The following is a 13,936-nucleotide window of genomic DNA, read 5'->3' as shown; positions in this document are numbered from 1 at the left end:
TATTCTTCTGGAGGTGACCTTTTTGGCCAGAAGAAAGAAAAAGAAAAAGAGAGCAGCTCTTGGCGGGGTTCTTAAATATGAGATTTATGGGATCATATTGATTACCCTGTCGGTTATCGCTCTATCGGGTGAAGCCACTGTAGGACGATCCTTGTCCAAAATGTTTGGACTTCTGCTCGGCAAGTTTTACTTCATCATCCCCTTAATTGGTATCTATTACGGATTAATGGTGATGATTCATCGTAAATGGCCATCAGGGTGGAATCATCGTAAAAGTGGAGTTCTATTGTTAGTTCTTGCATTGACGTTAATGAGCACAATATCGGCCATGGAGCAGAAGCTGAGTCCTATAGGTGAATTGAATCCTGGCGGTGTGATGTCTCAAATACATATCGATTTGCAGACAGAGCTGTTAAGGCCTGCTGAAGCGAGCAACACTTCGATGCTTGGTAAAGACATCAGCGGCGGATACTCAGGTGCAGTGGAATATGCAGCACTGCTATGGCTGTTCGGAAGCATGGGAGCGAATCTCATGATGATTGTTATGTTCATCATCAGCTTCATGTTGATAACGAACTTATCCTATGTCGATCTGATTCGTATATTCAGAACGCGGGTTCTCCGCGCAGGGAAATCCCTGATCCAGAACTGGAGCTCGTCCAAGAAGACAGCGGTACGTCACAAAACGAAGCAAACGAAACAGAAGACGAAGGCTGTTCCAGCTCATGAGGAAGTGGAGGATGAAGAGGAGGAGTTCATATCTCCTTCCCGAAAAAAGGTTCCTTTGTTATTCCAATTGTTTGGACAAGGAACCGGCACGAAGAACAATGCCAATGCAGCCTTGTCAGCTCACGATGATGAGGAGGAGCTTAATGGAGAAGGGGCAATTATATACGGTGAATCCTCAGCTCCTGCCAGCCGCTCTCAGCAAGTGTGGCATGAGGATGCGTCGGACAATGATCAGGATCTGACTCCTCAGTTAGATCGAACAAACCCTCATTCGCCTATCATTCGAGATTTCTTCGAAAATGTCCGCAGTGAAGGTTCCGTATTAGAGGAGGATCTGGATGATGCTTATGAGGCGAAGGACTCTGGGCGTGAAGAAATCCCATTGACAGAGGAATTAATGACGGATGCAGCTGAAGGCCATGCGGAATTGATAAGTGATAGTGGAAATGAACAGTTGAATTCTACTCCGTCAGCAGCAGGAGAAGCGGGCGAACAGAAACCTCCTGCTAAGCCGCCGAAGCCATACAAGCTGCCCCCTTTTCGATTGCTTGGTAAACCAAATGGCAGCGGTAAGGGCGGAGATCAGAACGATTACAAGCAGACAGCGAGGAAGCTGGAAGCGACGCTGGAAAGCTTTGGTGTCAGAGCCAAAGTGCTTGAGGTTGTTCGAGGTCCAGCTGTGACAAGATATGAGATTCAGCCGGATATCGGTGTTAAAGTCAGCCGGATCGTCAGCTTGACAGATGATATCGCACTCGCACTCGCAGCTAAGGACATTCGGATGGAGGCACCGATCCCGGGCAAATCGGCAATAGGTATTGAAGTGCCTAACAGTGAAGTATCGGTAGTCACGATGCGGGAAGTCATGGAGACGTCTACTTTCCAGGATGCTGAATCAAAATTGTCGATTGCTTTTGGCCGAGACATCTCAGGACAGACGATTGTTGGAAACCTGGCCCGGATGCCCCACTTGCTGGTCGCTGGTGCAACCGGTTCAGGTAAATCGGTATGTATTAACGGAATCATTACGAGTATTCTGTATAAGGCCAAGCCTACGGAAGTGAAGTTTCTCATGGTCGATCCGAAGATGGTGGAGCTGAATGTGTACAATGGCATTCCTCATTTGCTTGCACCTGTCGTCACCGATCCCAAACGCGCTTCTCTCGCACTGAAGAAGATTGTTGTCGAGATGGAGAAACGTTATGAACTCTTCTCGAAGTCGGGTACACGTAATGTCGAAGGGTATAACAATCTGATGAAGGACAACCCTGATGCTGTGCTGCCTTACATCGTCGTGATCGTCGATGAGCTTGCAGATCTCATGATGGTTGCCGCTAATGATGTCGAGGATGCCATTGCACGACTTGCACAGATGGCTCGTGCAGCAGGTATTCACCTGATTATAGCGACGCAAAGGCCATCTGTTGATGTCATCACGGGTGTGATCAAGGCCAATATTCCTTCGCGCATCGCCTTCGGTGTATCCTCTCAAGTCGACTCAAGAACCATTCTTGATATGGGCGGAGCCGAGAAGCTGCTCGGACGGGGAGATATGCTGTTTATGCCTATGGGTTCTTCTAAGCCGGTTCGAGTTCAGGGTGCATTTATGAGCGATCAAGAGGTGGAGAACATCGTAAGCTATGTCAGCAATCAGGCTGACGCAGAATACGACGAATCGCTTGTACCAGAGATCGATGATTCGGTTCAACAGGCAGATGAAGTACAGGATGAATTATATGAGCAGGCTGTCCAAATCATTCTTGAAGCTAAGCAAGCCTCGGTTTCCTTACTGCAGCGTCGAATGAGGGTAGGCTACACGCGTGCTGCCAGACTAATTGACTCGATGGAGGCCAGAGGGATTATCGGACCGTACGAAGGCAGCAAGCCGAGGGAAGTCCTTGTATCGCTAGAGCAATACCAAGCTAACAAAATCAGCTCATAAATTAATCAGATGATGCTCTCTCAGCAATGTTTGGATTAGTGCAGGGCCTCTTACTCTTTAACTAGGGATAAGAGGTCTTTTATTATATAGAACGAAAATGAGGAGATCACGATTACCAGCCTTTTACAAGTTCTCGATATCTATGGTTAGTGCATAGGAACAATAACTGCTAAACATAATAATTGTAGCCATCGAATCAATTTCATAAATCATGAAAAGGTAAAGTGAAATTGATTCTCAAGAGAACATTAAAGAAAGGTAGATCCTACTCATGCGAAAAATCAATCTATGGATTCTTGCCGGCATCATCTTGATCTCAGCGACTTCATATCGTGTTCTGCTAAAGACAGATCATCATGAAGTGTCGCAAGCTGAATCCAGTATCGAGCAACAACTTCAGGAAGCCGAGGCTATTCCTACGTTTAGTCAGAATGAAGTCAGATACGGCTCGTCCGGAAAGGATGTATATGAGCTTCAGGGCCGCCTCAAATATTTAGGTTATTACTATGGTAAAGTAGACAGCCATTTCGGTACAAAAACGTTGGGCTCGGTGAAATGGTTCCAATCCGAATTCGGAATGAAGGCGGATGGAATCGTGGGAGCGAGTACGAAGCTGAAGCTGTATAACGCAACGAAGGATTGGCGTCCAACTGAGCCTGGCCCAGGGCTAGCATACGCTGGCGGTGGAGGACAAGGCGGAGGAAACACAGGTCAAGGAAATAAAACAGGCGACAGTGATGACAGCATGGGCAGCAACAACTCACTCGGCTTAACCGAGAATGAGATCAAGCTGATGGCGAATGCCGTATACGGAGAAGCGCGTGGCGAGCCTTTTGAAGGACAAGTCGCGGTGGCTGCGGTTATATTGAACCGGGTGAAGGCTCCTCAATTTCCAGATACACCATCAGGCGTCATCTTCGAGCCGAGAGCTTTTACCGCAGTTGCTGACGGACAAATTTGGCTTGAACCAAATGAACAAGCTAGAAAAGCAGTATTGCAAGCCATTGACGGCTGGGATCCAACCGGAGGCTGCTTGTATTACTTCAATCCTAGAACAGCGACCTCACCTTGGATCTGGACACGTGAGCAAGTGAAAACAATTGGTCAGCATATATTCTGTTTGTAAGTTATAGAATGGGGATGACTGGGGCGAATAGCATATAAGCCTACCTTCATGCCAACTAACTTACATGCTCACTCTGGCAATCGGCGGCAGGTCCTCCGGTTGCTTCTGTGCTTTTAGATAGGTTAGAATGATGAGATATAAGTAAATTATGACAAACGAAAAAGGGGTTTTGGAACTTGACTAAAGCAGGATTTGAACGTGGCAGCAATCAGCATATTCGCATACACGTGCTGCCTACCAAGCGTTTTAAGACGTTTGCCATATCCCTCTACGTAGGGACACCTCTTAAAGAAAATACAGTTACCAGCACAGCGCTTATTCCCTTTGTGCTTCGCAGAGGCACCGAATCCTATCCGGAGACCATTCAGTTCCGTGAGCAGCTTGAGGAGCTGTATGGTGCAGGCTTTGGTTTTGATGTATATAAACGAGGGGATCATCAAATTATCCAATTCCGTATGGATACCATTAATGACTCCTTTGTGCAGAGCAGCGAAAGCTTGCTGGATCGTTCGTTCTCCTTCTTGGGTGAGGTTGTAACAAGTCCAGCCAAAGAAAATGGAAAGTTTCGCTCCTCTTATGTTCAAGCCGAACGAGAAACGGTCCGCAAGCGTCTCGAATCTATCGTGAATGACAAAATGAGATATGCAGCTGAACGCTGTATAGAAGAGATGTGCAAGAATGAACCTTACCGGCTGCATCCACTGGGTGAACGCTCAGAGCTGGATCAGATTAATGCGGCTACACTATATTCTTCATACGAAGAATGGATTAATAATGCTGGAATGGACTTGTACGTTGTCGGGGATACCACGCTCGAAGAGGTAGAGGGCCTTGTTCAGAAATACTTCCATTTGAATCGGGATCATTCATTTGAGTACAAGACGGAAGCAGGTCATCATGATCGCCGTGATGTTCAGACCGTGGTGGAAAAATTGAATGTAAGCCAGGGCAAGCTGAATATGGGCCTGCGAACCTCGATCACATATGGGGATGACCAGTACGCTTCAGCATTAACCTATAACGGAATATTGGGTGGTTATCCACATTCCAAGCTCTTCGTAAATGTTCGTGAGAAGCACAGCCTGGCGTATTACGCATCCTCTAGATATGACGGTCACAAGGGCATCGCAACCATTCAGTCAGGGATTGAAATTCCGAATTATGAAAAAGCAGTCGAGATCATTCATCAGCAGCTTGCTGATCTGAAGGCAGGCGTCATCAGTGATCTGGAGCTGAATCAGACCAAGGCAATGATTCGTAATTTGCTGAAGGAGATTCAGGATTCTGCGTTTGAGATGATCTCGTATGATTTCAATCGGGTATTATCCGGCAAGGAGCGCACGACGCAGGAGCTGCTGGAACAGATCGAAGCATTATCCAAATCAGATATCCAGAAGGCAGCGGATACGTTTGAGCTGGATACGATTTATTTCTTGAGAGATCAGAAGGGGGAATGACCGGTGGAGAGCATACGGTATGAACACCTGCAGGAAACTTTGTATTATGAAGTGATGGACAACGGACTCTCCGTATATGTACTGCCGAAGCCGGGCTTCGAGAAGACCTATGCTACGTTTGCGACAAAGTTTGGGTCCGTAGATAATCACTTTCAAGTAGAGGGTAAACAGGAGCAGCGCGTTCCAGATGGAATTGCCCATTTTTTGGAGCATAAAATGTTTGAAGAGCCGGAAGGCGATATTTTTGCTACCTTTGCTTCGAATGGAGCTTCCGCCAATGCCTTTACAAGCTTTGATCAAACCGTGTATTTGTTCTCGGCTACGGAGAATGTCACTAAAAATATCGAAACGTTGATTAATTTTGTGCAAAATCCGTACTTCACAGATCAGAATGTAAACAAGGAAAAAGGAATTATTGGTCAGGAAATTAACATGTATCAGGATAATCCAGACTGGCGAGTTTATTTTGGATTGATTGAGGCTATGTTCCAGAAGCACCCGGTTCGGATCGACATTGCGGGAACGGTTGAGTCCATCAGTACCATTACGAAGGAAACGTTGTACGATTGCTACAATGCATTTTATCATCCGAGCAACATGCTGTTATTTGTGGTAGGCGGTGTGGATGCAGGTGAAGTGATGGACCTTGTGAGAAATAATCAAGCAGGCAAAAATTATGACAAGCAAGGAAAAATTGAGCGCTTGTTTGAACAAGAACCGACGGAAGTAGGAGAGAAGCGGCGTGAAGCAAAACTGGCGGTTTCACTTCCTAAATGCTTATTCGGTTTCAAGGAAGATACCAAGGGGCTGCGCGGAGAAGAGCTTCTGCGTGAAGATTTGACGACGAGATTGATGATGGATTTGTTATTTGGCTCGAGTACGGAGCTGTATCAGAAGCTGTATGATGAAGATCTCATATCTGACGGCTTTGGTCATGAGTACAACAGCTCACCGCAGTATCGATTCTCTGCCATCGGAGGGGACACCAAGGATCCGGATCTGCTGCTCTCCCGAGTGCGTGCGGAAGTCGAGGAGATCCAGAAGAGCGGCTTTGATGCAGCTCATTTTGAACGCACACGCAAAAAGAAAATGGGCGGTTATCTCCGAATGCTGAATTCACCCGAGAGTATTGCACATGAATTTACCCGTTATCAGTTTAGAGGCGGGGACTTATTCAACGTGCTGCCGATCTATGAGTCGATTACACTGGAGGATGTCAACAGACGTCTTAAAGAGCATGTGAATTGGGAACAGTTAGCCGTATCATTGGTGGTGAGTCCTTAATGGAGAGAGAAACCGGATCCTTCATGAAGCCTATTCTGGAGACTACGGTTCTGGTTACAGGAGCAAGCAGGGGAATTGGAGCATCCATAGCAGAACGATTTGCAAGCATTGGGATGAACGTGGTCATTCACTACATGAACTCACACGAGGCTGCGAATGAAGTGGCGAGACGCTGCATGGATCACGGCGGCAGAATCATGACTGTATCTGCTGATCTGCGGAGCAAGGAACAGATCGAAAGAATGTATGAGAAGCTTAAAGCACATAGCATGCTGCCCGATATTCTAGTGAACAATGCGGGAGTGAGTCACTATGGTTTGCTGAGCGATGTGTCAGAAGAAGAATGGGACGCGGTTATGGCGCTGAATTTAAAGGGTGTGTTTTTGTGTACCCAAATGTTTATGCCGCACATGATATCGCAGCGTTATGGACGCATTATCAATGTTTCTTCGATATGGGGAATCTCGGGCGCCTCCTGTGAGGTGCTCTATTCAACAACCAAGGGCGGCATCAATGCCTTCACCAAAGCACTGGCCAAGGAGCTTGCTCCTTCAGGCGTTACCGTTAATGCTGTTGCCCCAGGTGCTGTAGAGACTGAAATGATGCAGTCGTTTGATCCGGATGAGATCAAATCGATCGAAGAGGAGATTCCAGCAGGCAGGCTGGCAAAACCGGATGAAATCTCTTCGCTTGTTTACTTCCTGGCACTGCCGGAGTCGGGCTACATTAATGGTCAGATCATATCGCCGAATGGCGGCTGGCTGACATAACACGGTTGCACTGTTGTATAAACTAACCAGTATATAAGGAACTTCATCTGCTCATATTAACTACTGCCCACTTTTAAATCTCATGCTTTGTGCAAAGGAGGATTTAATAATGTCAACAGTAGTGAGTAACTATGATGCATGGAAGAAGTTTCTAGGTGAGCGTGTCGTGCAAGCCGAAAAATTGGGGATGAGCCAGGATGTAATTAACAAATTGGCTTATGAGATTGGTGATTTCCTTGATGAGAAAGTCGATCCTGCTAACCAATCCAACCGCGCATTAAAAGAACTGTGGGATGTGGGCGATGATGAAGAACGTCGCACCATCGCAAAACTTATGGTCAAATTGGCCAAGAAAAATGCATAACTCGTGCATAGGAGAGCTCCCGCAAGGGGGCTTTTCTCTAATTGTTACATTCGTGTTCTTGTAATTCATTTTTATTTTATATATCATAAGTAAGACCCGTGTTTGATGGATGTCAGATGCAACATTTTTATATAAAAATGTGCTGATTATGTCGAATGATGAGGAATAAGGCTTCAGAGGTGTTTAAATGGAGTACAAACAGTGGTATATGGAGTATAAAATACATAAGAACAGACCTGGCTTATTAGGTGATATTGCATCAATGCTGGGTATGCTCGAAGTGAACATTTTGACAATAAACGGAGTCGAGGGCAAGACAAGAGGTATGCTTCTTGAATCTGACGACGATGAGAAAATAAAGCTTCTTGGAGAAATGCTCAAGAAGGTTAACAATATTACGGTGACTGCGCTTCGTGCGCCGAGGCTTGTTGATATATTGGCCGTGCGTCATGGCAGATATATTGATCGCGATTCGGATGACCGTAAGACGTTCCGCTTTACCCGTGACGAACTGGGTCTCCTTGTGGACTTTTTGGGTGAAGTATTCAAGAGAGAAGGTAATCATGTCATTGGTCTTCGCGGGATGCCGCGAGTGGGCAAGACGGAATCTATTATTGCAGGCAGTGTTTGTGCTATGAAGCGATGGACTTTTGTTTCTTCTACGCTCCTTCGTCAAACGATCAGAAGTCAAATGTCGGAGGACGAGATGAATCCGAACAATGTATTTATCATTGATGGTATTGTGAGCACCATTAGATCCAATGAAAAGCATTATAATCTGCTGCAGGAAATTATGAATATGCCGAGCACCAAGGTCATTGAGCATCCGGATATTTTTGTTCAGGAGTCTGAATACGACTACAATAATTTTGATATTATTATTGAGCTTCGCAATAATCCGGATGAAGAAATTTTATATGATACATTTACTGCAAATTATACAGACGATCTATAAGATTAAATGACAATTTAAAGAAATGTGTTTATATATACAAACATCTTAGCGAATACGAAAGAATGAGGAGGAATTGGCATGTCTGAACTGGGTCAGCAGTTGAAGGAGGCCCGGCTGCAAAAAGGATTGAGTCTTGATGACGTTCAAGAGATGACTAAGATTAGAAAAAGGTATCTCGAAGCGATTGAATCGGGTGACTACAAAGTGCTGCCAGGCAGCTTCTATGTGCGGGCGTTTATTAAAACCTATGCAGAGACGGTGGGCTTGAATCCTGAGGAGCTGCTGGAGGGTCACAAGAAGGATGTTCCTGCTCCGGAGCAGGAAGCCACCATGGAACCTGTCATGCAGAAGCGTTCCAGCCGTCCGCAGGCAGAACGGAACAATAAATGGCTGTCTATTGTGCTGCCATGGACTTTCTTAGCATTAATATTGGTACTTATTTATTTCTATTGGGTGCCTACCTTAAACCAGGCAGAAGATCCAAACGAGCCATCTACAGAACAAACGGATAACCAGCCTTCAACGACTACACCTGAGCCAGATGCTGGTGAAGATGCGGAAGATCCTGGATCTGAAGTAGGCGGTGGTGATCCGAACGGTGAGGAGAATCCAGATGCAACAGCACCTGAAGAAGGGACAGGCCAGGAAGAAGAACCTGTGGACGAAGAACCAGTAGAGGATATTCCCGTGACCGTTACAGAAAGCGGCACTTCAGGCAACATTACCATTTTTGATGTGACCGGCGGAAGTGCGGAAGAACCAATTACCGTTGAGATTAACGCTTCAGGTGGAAGTTGGCTGGAGGTCTATAAAGGTGAAAATTCAAGCGGGGAACAATTGGTATATGGCAACACAACAGCTGGAGACAATCATAGCTTCGAGTTGACCTCGGAAGGGATGTACATCAAGTCAGGCTATGCCCCAGCGACGGAAATCACTGTAAATGGTCAAGTGGTGACGGACGGCAAGTCGACGAATCGTATTTTACTTCGGCTGGCTGAAGGCGAAAATAATGGTTCTGCACAAGAGGGTACGAACAGCGATAGTGAACCGGGCTCTGAAGACGGTCAATAAAATAGGTCTCATCGAACATGTACAGCGCATTCGCTGTACATGTTTTTACGAGATATCGTGTAGGACATACCTTAAACGCCATGATTAGACTTCACATCTATGGTTTTAATATAATGGTACACAAGGTCAAATTACATCGAAGGGAAGTGTTGTTAACATGAGTTCAGAAAGTTCATTTGATATTGTATCCAAACTCGATTTGGCAGAATTAACGAACGCAGTTACACAAGCAGAGAAGGAAATAGGGAGTCGGTATGATTTTAAGGGAAGCAAGAGCAGCCTGAAGATTGAGAAGGACGCACTCATCATTGTTTCGGATGATGAATACAAGCTGAATGCAGTAATTGACGTACTGCAATCCAAGATGGTGAAGAGAGGTCTCCCTCTCAAAAATTTGGATTACGGCAAGATTGAACCTGCTTCTATGGGAACTGTAAGGCAGCGTCTTGGCTTCAAACAGGGAATTGATCAGGACAATGCGAAGAAGATTAATATTCTGATTCGGGATTCCAAACTGAAGGTGAAGAGCCAGATTCAAGGAGATCAAATCCGTGTAACCGGAAAGAGTAAAAATGATCTTCAAGCGATTATTCAATTGCTGCGCTCAAGTGATCTTCCACTGGATCTGCAATTTACGAATATGAAGTAAACTGCTGTTCTTACACTATCGCCTATGTAAATGATGCAAATGATGCTGTTCATTGCGTTCCTCTTAACGTATGTCTTTTTTGACATGTAAATTGGGGTATAATATACTCGGTGGGGACTTCTATACAGACATGTATGTTTGTTATTACTATTACATATCTCAGGCAGAAAAGACTTGGAGCAGCCTGATGCTTGTTCCTAATAGTACGATGTAAAGGGGAGGCGCTTTTTTTTGAATTTACCTAACCGGATTACACTGGCAAGAATTTTTATGATTCCGGTCATGATGGTGTTCTTGCTTGTTGATTTTGATATGTATCCTTCGCCGATTCAGATTGGGGACTATACATTGCCGTACAACCAGCTTATTGGAGCAATAATATTCATTATTGCGGCAAGCACGGATGGTATTGATGGATATATAGCCCGAAAGCATAATCTAGTTACTAACCTGGGCAAGCTTCTAGATCCACTCGCAGACAAGCTCCTTATTACTGCTGTGCTCGTATCTCTGGTTGAAATGGGTAGCATTCCTTCGTGGATTGCCGTTGTTATTGTGAGTAGAGAGTTTGCGGTTACAGGTCTTCGGCAGATTGCACTGCTTGACGGCTCTGTCGTTGCTGCGAGTGCCTGGGGAAAGATCAAAACGATTGTTCAGATCGTGGCAATTTCGCTGCTGCTGCTGAACAATTTCCCGTTTGCCTTTATCGGAATACCGATGGATACCATATTAATATGGCTGGCAACCTTGATTACGATATACTCAGGCATTGATTATTTCGTGAAGAACAAGCATCTTCTGACCCAAACCAAAGCGTAAAATAGGGGCTCTCTGACAAAAGCAATAGGTGATCCTATTGCTTTTTTTGAAAGTTTTATTCAAAGTTATAATTATGTATCCGAGAAACAGCTTCTAATATAGAAGCTATTCAACACAGTGGAAATGGGGGCATCGTCATGAAAGCAGAAATTATTGCAGTAGGCACGGAGCTGTTGCTTGGACAAATTGTAAATACGAATGCACAGTTTTTATCAAAAGAGCTTGCCGCGATCGGTATTGATGTTTATTTTCAAACCGTCGTAGGTGATAATGCGCTGCGGATGAAGCAGTCGATCGAGACGGCACAAAGCCGAGCCGATATCATTATTTTCTCGGGTGGGATTGGTCCGACTCAGGATGATATTACAAAGGATGTTGTAGCTGAGCTGCTGGGCAGAGAGCTTCATATCGAACAGCGGTCTCTGGATAAGATTGAGCAAATGTTTACGAGCCGCGGAACGCTGATGACCGAGAACAACAAGCGTCAAGCGACATTAATAGAAGGGGCAACCCCGCTTACGAATGAGACAGGGCTTGCTCTCGGAAATGCGATTTTTCAAGATGATCATTATTATATTATTTTGCCCGGACCTCCCAAAGAGTTGAAACCCATGTTTACAAATCATGCTGTGCCATGGCTTCAGCAGCATGCGCTTACTGGCGAGATGCCGATCTACTCTAAAATGCTGAAGTTTGCGGGGATCGGTGAATCTATGCTGGAGGATAAGCTGAAGGATCTTATTTCGGCACAGACCGATCCGACGATTGCTCCGTATGCTGGAGAAGGTGAAGTGACGGTTCGTATCTCTACCAAAGCCGGAAGCGAAAGTGAAGCGATGGTCAAGTTGAATGAGCTTGAAGTGCAGATTCAACAGCGGTTGCCGGAGCATTTGTATGCAAGCCATGATATTCCTATTGAGCATGTCATTGTAGAGATGATGGCTGACCGTGAACTGACGTTGGGGGCTGCAGAGAGCTGTACAGGAGGCCTGCTCATGGAGCTTCTGACATCCATACCGGGGAGCGGGACCATGCTTCGTGGCGGGATCGTGTGCTATACAAATGAAATGAAGGAGAAGCTGTTGAACGTTCCCCATGCATACTTAGAAGGGGAGGATGCTCCTGGCGCGGTTAGTCCTGAAGTGGCCAAAGTGCTTGCAGAACAAGTTCGGATGATAACGGATGCTGATTATGGCTTGGCGGTTACGGGAGTAGCTGGTCCTGGTTATTCAGAGCGCAAGAAAGTCGGCCTTGTATATATCGGCATAGCGGAGCGCGGGGGAGAAACAGAGATTCACGAGCTTAACTTGAGCGGCAACCGGGAAACGATTCGAATTCGTTCTGCCAAAACGCTGCTATACCGTTTGTGGCGCAAGCTTGTTGAGAACGAGAAGCTGGACTGACGCTATTGTGGCCTGGGTCATACCCGTTTGACGACCAGCGTGGGAAGCAGTATACTGTATGTATCGGAAGAACCGAAGCGAACTCGTTTTGCGCTGGTTCTTCCTTTTTTATTTTATTGTTTCCAAATATGAAAGTGAGAGTGAGACAGGTGGGCGCCCGCTCCTCCAAAAAAAACGAATGTATGTTCTCAAAAAATGCTTGGCAAACGACCATAAAGAGAGTATCATATACTTATAAACAAAGAAGGATGTGAGTTTATTGTCAGATCGTCGTGCTGCGCTGGATATGGCGCTCCGTCAAATAGAGAAGCAATTTGGTAAAGGTTCAATTATGAAACTGGGTGAATCAACTCACATGCAAGTCGAAATTGTACCCAGTGGATCAATTGCTTTGGATATTGCACTAGGAACCGGCGGTTTCCCTAGAGGCCGGATTATTGAAATATATGGACCTGAATCTTCTGGTAAAACAACCGTTGCGCTTCATGCTATTGCTGAAGTACAGAAGCAAGGTGGACAAGCTGCATTTATCGATGCAGAGCATGCACTTGATCCGCAATACGCTAGAAAGTTAGGCGTTAACATTGATGAATTGCTGTTGTCCCAGCCGGACACAGGTGAGCAAGGTCTAGAGATTGCAGAGGCGCTCGTACGCAGTGGCGCGGTTGATATCGTTATTATCGACTCTGTAGCTGCACTCGTGCCGAAGGCAGAGATTGAAGGCGATATGGGAGATTCCCACGTGGGTCTGCAAGCACGTCTGATGTCTCAAGCTCTTCGTAAGCTGTCTGGTGCGATCAGCAAATCGAAGACGATTGCGATCTTCATTAACCAGCTTCGCGAGAAAGTCGGCATCATGTTTGGTAACCCAGAGACCACTCCTGGTGGTCGTGCTCTTAAATTCTACTCCACTGTACGTCTTGACGTACGCCGTGTAGAGAGCATCAAGATGGGGAACGATGTTGTCGGGAACCGGACTCGGATTAAGGTCGTGAAGAATAAGGTTGCTCCTCCATTTAAGCAAGCAGAAGTTGATATTATGTATGGTGAAGGAATTTCCAGAGAAGGAAGTCTGCTCGATATCGCCACAGAATACAACATCGTGGATAAGAGTGGTGCGTGGTATTCCTATAACGGTGATCGTTTAGGCCAAGGCCGTGAGAATTCGAAGCAGTTCTTGAAGGAGAATCCTGAGCTTACACAAACTATTGAGCTGAAAGTGCGTGAAGCAAGCAACTTGACAACGACTGTTCCAGCTCAGTCTGATGCTGAGAAAGCGAAGGAAGCTGAAGAAGAACAGGAATTGTTCGAAATAGAATAATAGTATTCTTTTGATTTTCTGTAAACCGCAGCTCACTTTGATC

The 13,936-nt window shown here is 45.7% G+C and carries 12 protein-coding genes; all 12 read left to right on the top strand.

The window, feature by feature from the left end:
• The first annotated feature begins 22 nt into the window (after positions 1 to 22).
• The 12 genes from BK126_RS02255 (at position 23) to recA (ending at position 13,893) form a co-directional block, all read left to right on the top strand.
• Positions 23 to 2,671, top strand: a complete 2,649-nt coding sequence (locus BK126_RS02255; protein ID WP_076311095.1) for an FtsK/SpoIIIE family DNA translocase — start codon at positions 23 to 25, stop codon at positions 2,669 to 2,671.
• A gap of 271 nt (positions 2,672 to 2,942) precedes the next feature.
• Complete coding sequence (gene sleB / locus BK126_RS02250) at positions 2,943 to 3,797, top strand: spore cortex-lytic enzyme (protein ID WP_076311094.1); 855 nt, start codon at positions 2,943 to 2,945, stop codon at positions 3,795 to 3,797.
• Positions 3,798 to 3,973: 176 nt separating this feature from the next.
• A complete protein-coding gene (gene yfmF / locus BK126_RS02245) occupies positions 3,974 to 5,254 on the top strand; it encodes an EF-P 5-aminopentanol modification-associated protein YfmF (protein WP_076311093.1) in 1,281 nt (426 codons plus the stop codon).
• A gap of 3 nt (positions 5,255 to 5,257) precedes the next feature.
• A complete protein-coding gene (yfmH, locus tag BK126_RS02240; protein WP_076311092.1) occupies positions 5,258 to 6,538 on the top strand; it encodes an EF-P 5-aminopentanol modification-associated protein YfmH in 1,281 nt (426 codons plus the stop codon).
• The gene (gene ymfI, locus BK126_RS02235) at positions 6,538 to 7,308 is read left to right on the top strand and encodes an elongation factor P 5-aminopentanone reductase (RefSeq protein ID WP_076311091.1); all 771 of its coding nucleotides are present in this window, start codon (positions 6,538 to 6,540) and stop codon (positions 7,306 to 7,308) included. Before yfmH ends, ymfI begins: the two co-directional genes overlap by 1 nt.
• A gap of 109 nt (positions 7,309 to 7,417) precedes the next feature.
• On the top strand, positions 7,418 to 7,672 hold the full coding sequence (locus BK126_RS02230; RefSeq protein ID WP_047909657.1) for a DUF3243 domain-containing protein: 255 nt from the start codon (positions 7,418 to 7,420) through the stop codon (positions 7,670 to 7,672).
• Between the two features lie 187 nt (positions 7,673 to 7,859).
• Positions 7,860 to 8,627 carry a DUF3388 domain-containing protein gene (locus BK126_RS02225; RefSeq protein WP_076311090.1) on the top strand — a complete coding sequence of 256 codons (768 nt, stop codon included), beginning with the start codon at positions 7,860 to 7,862 and terminating at the stop codon, positions 8,625 to 8,627.
• Positions 8,628 to 8,705: 78 nt separating this feature from the next.
• On the top strand, positions 8,706 to 9,701 hold the full coding sequence (locus BK126_RS02220) for a helix-turn-helix domain-containing protein (protein ID WP_076311089.1): 996 nt from the start codon (positions 8,706 to 8,708) through the stop codon (positions 9,699 to 9,701).
• 157 nt (positions 9,702 to 9,858) lie between these two features.
• Complete coding sequence (locus tag BK126_RS02215; RefSeq protein ID WP_047909654.1) at positions 9,859 to 10,350, top strand: YajQ family cyclic di-GMP-binding protein; 492 nt, start codon at positions 9,859 to 9,861, stop codon at positions 10,348 to 10,350.
• 231 nt (positions 10,351 to 10,581) lie between these two features.
• Positions 10,582 to 11,169: a CDP-diacylglycerol--glycerol-3-phosphate 3-phosphatidyltransferase gene (pgsA, locus tag BK126_RS02210; RefSeq protein ID WP_076311088.1), complete on the top strand. Its 588-nt coding sequence runs from the start codon at positions 10,582 to 10,584 to the stop codon at positions 11,167 to 11,169.
• A gap of 137 nt (positions 11,170 to 11,306) precedes the next feature.
• Positions 11,307 to 12,572, top strand: coding sequence for a competence/damage-inducible protein A (locus tag BK126_RS02205; protein ID WP_076311087.1), 1,266 nt, complete (start codon positions 11,307 to 11,309; stop codon positions 12,570 to 12,572).
• 259 nt (positions 12,573 to 12,831) lie between these two features.
• Positions 12,832 to 13,893 (top strand): recombinase RecA, encoded by a 1,062-nt coding sequence (gene recA, locus BK126_RS02200; RefSeq protein ID WP_047909651.1) that lies wholly within the window; start codon positions 12,832 to 12,834, stop codon positions 13,891 to 13,893.
• Positions 13,894 to 13,936: the final 43 nt, after the last annotated feature.

Origin of the sequence: Paenibacillus sp. FSL H7-0326 (assembly GCF_001955535.1) — a bacterium.
GTDB classification, from domain to species: Bacteria; Bacillota; Bacilli; order Paenibacillales; family Paenibacillaceae; genus Paenibacillus; species Paenibacillus shunpengii.
This window is presented reverse-complemented; position numbering and strand designations above follow the sequence as displayed.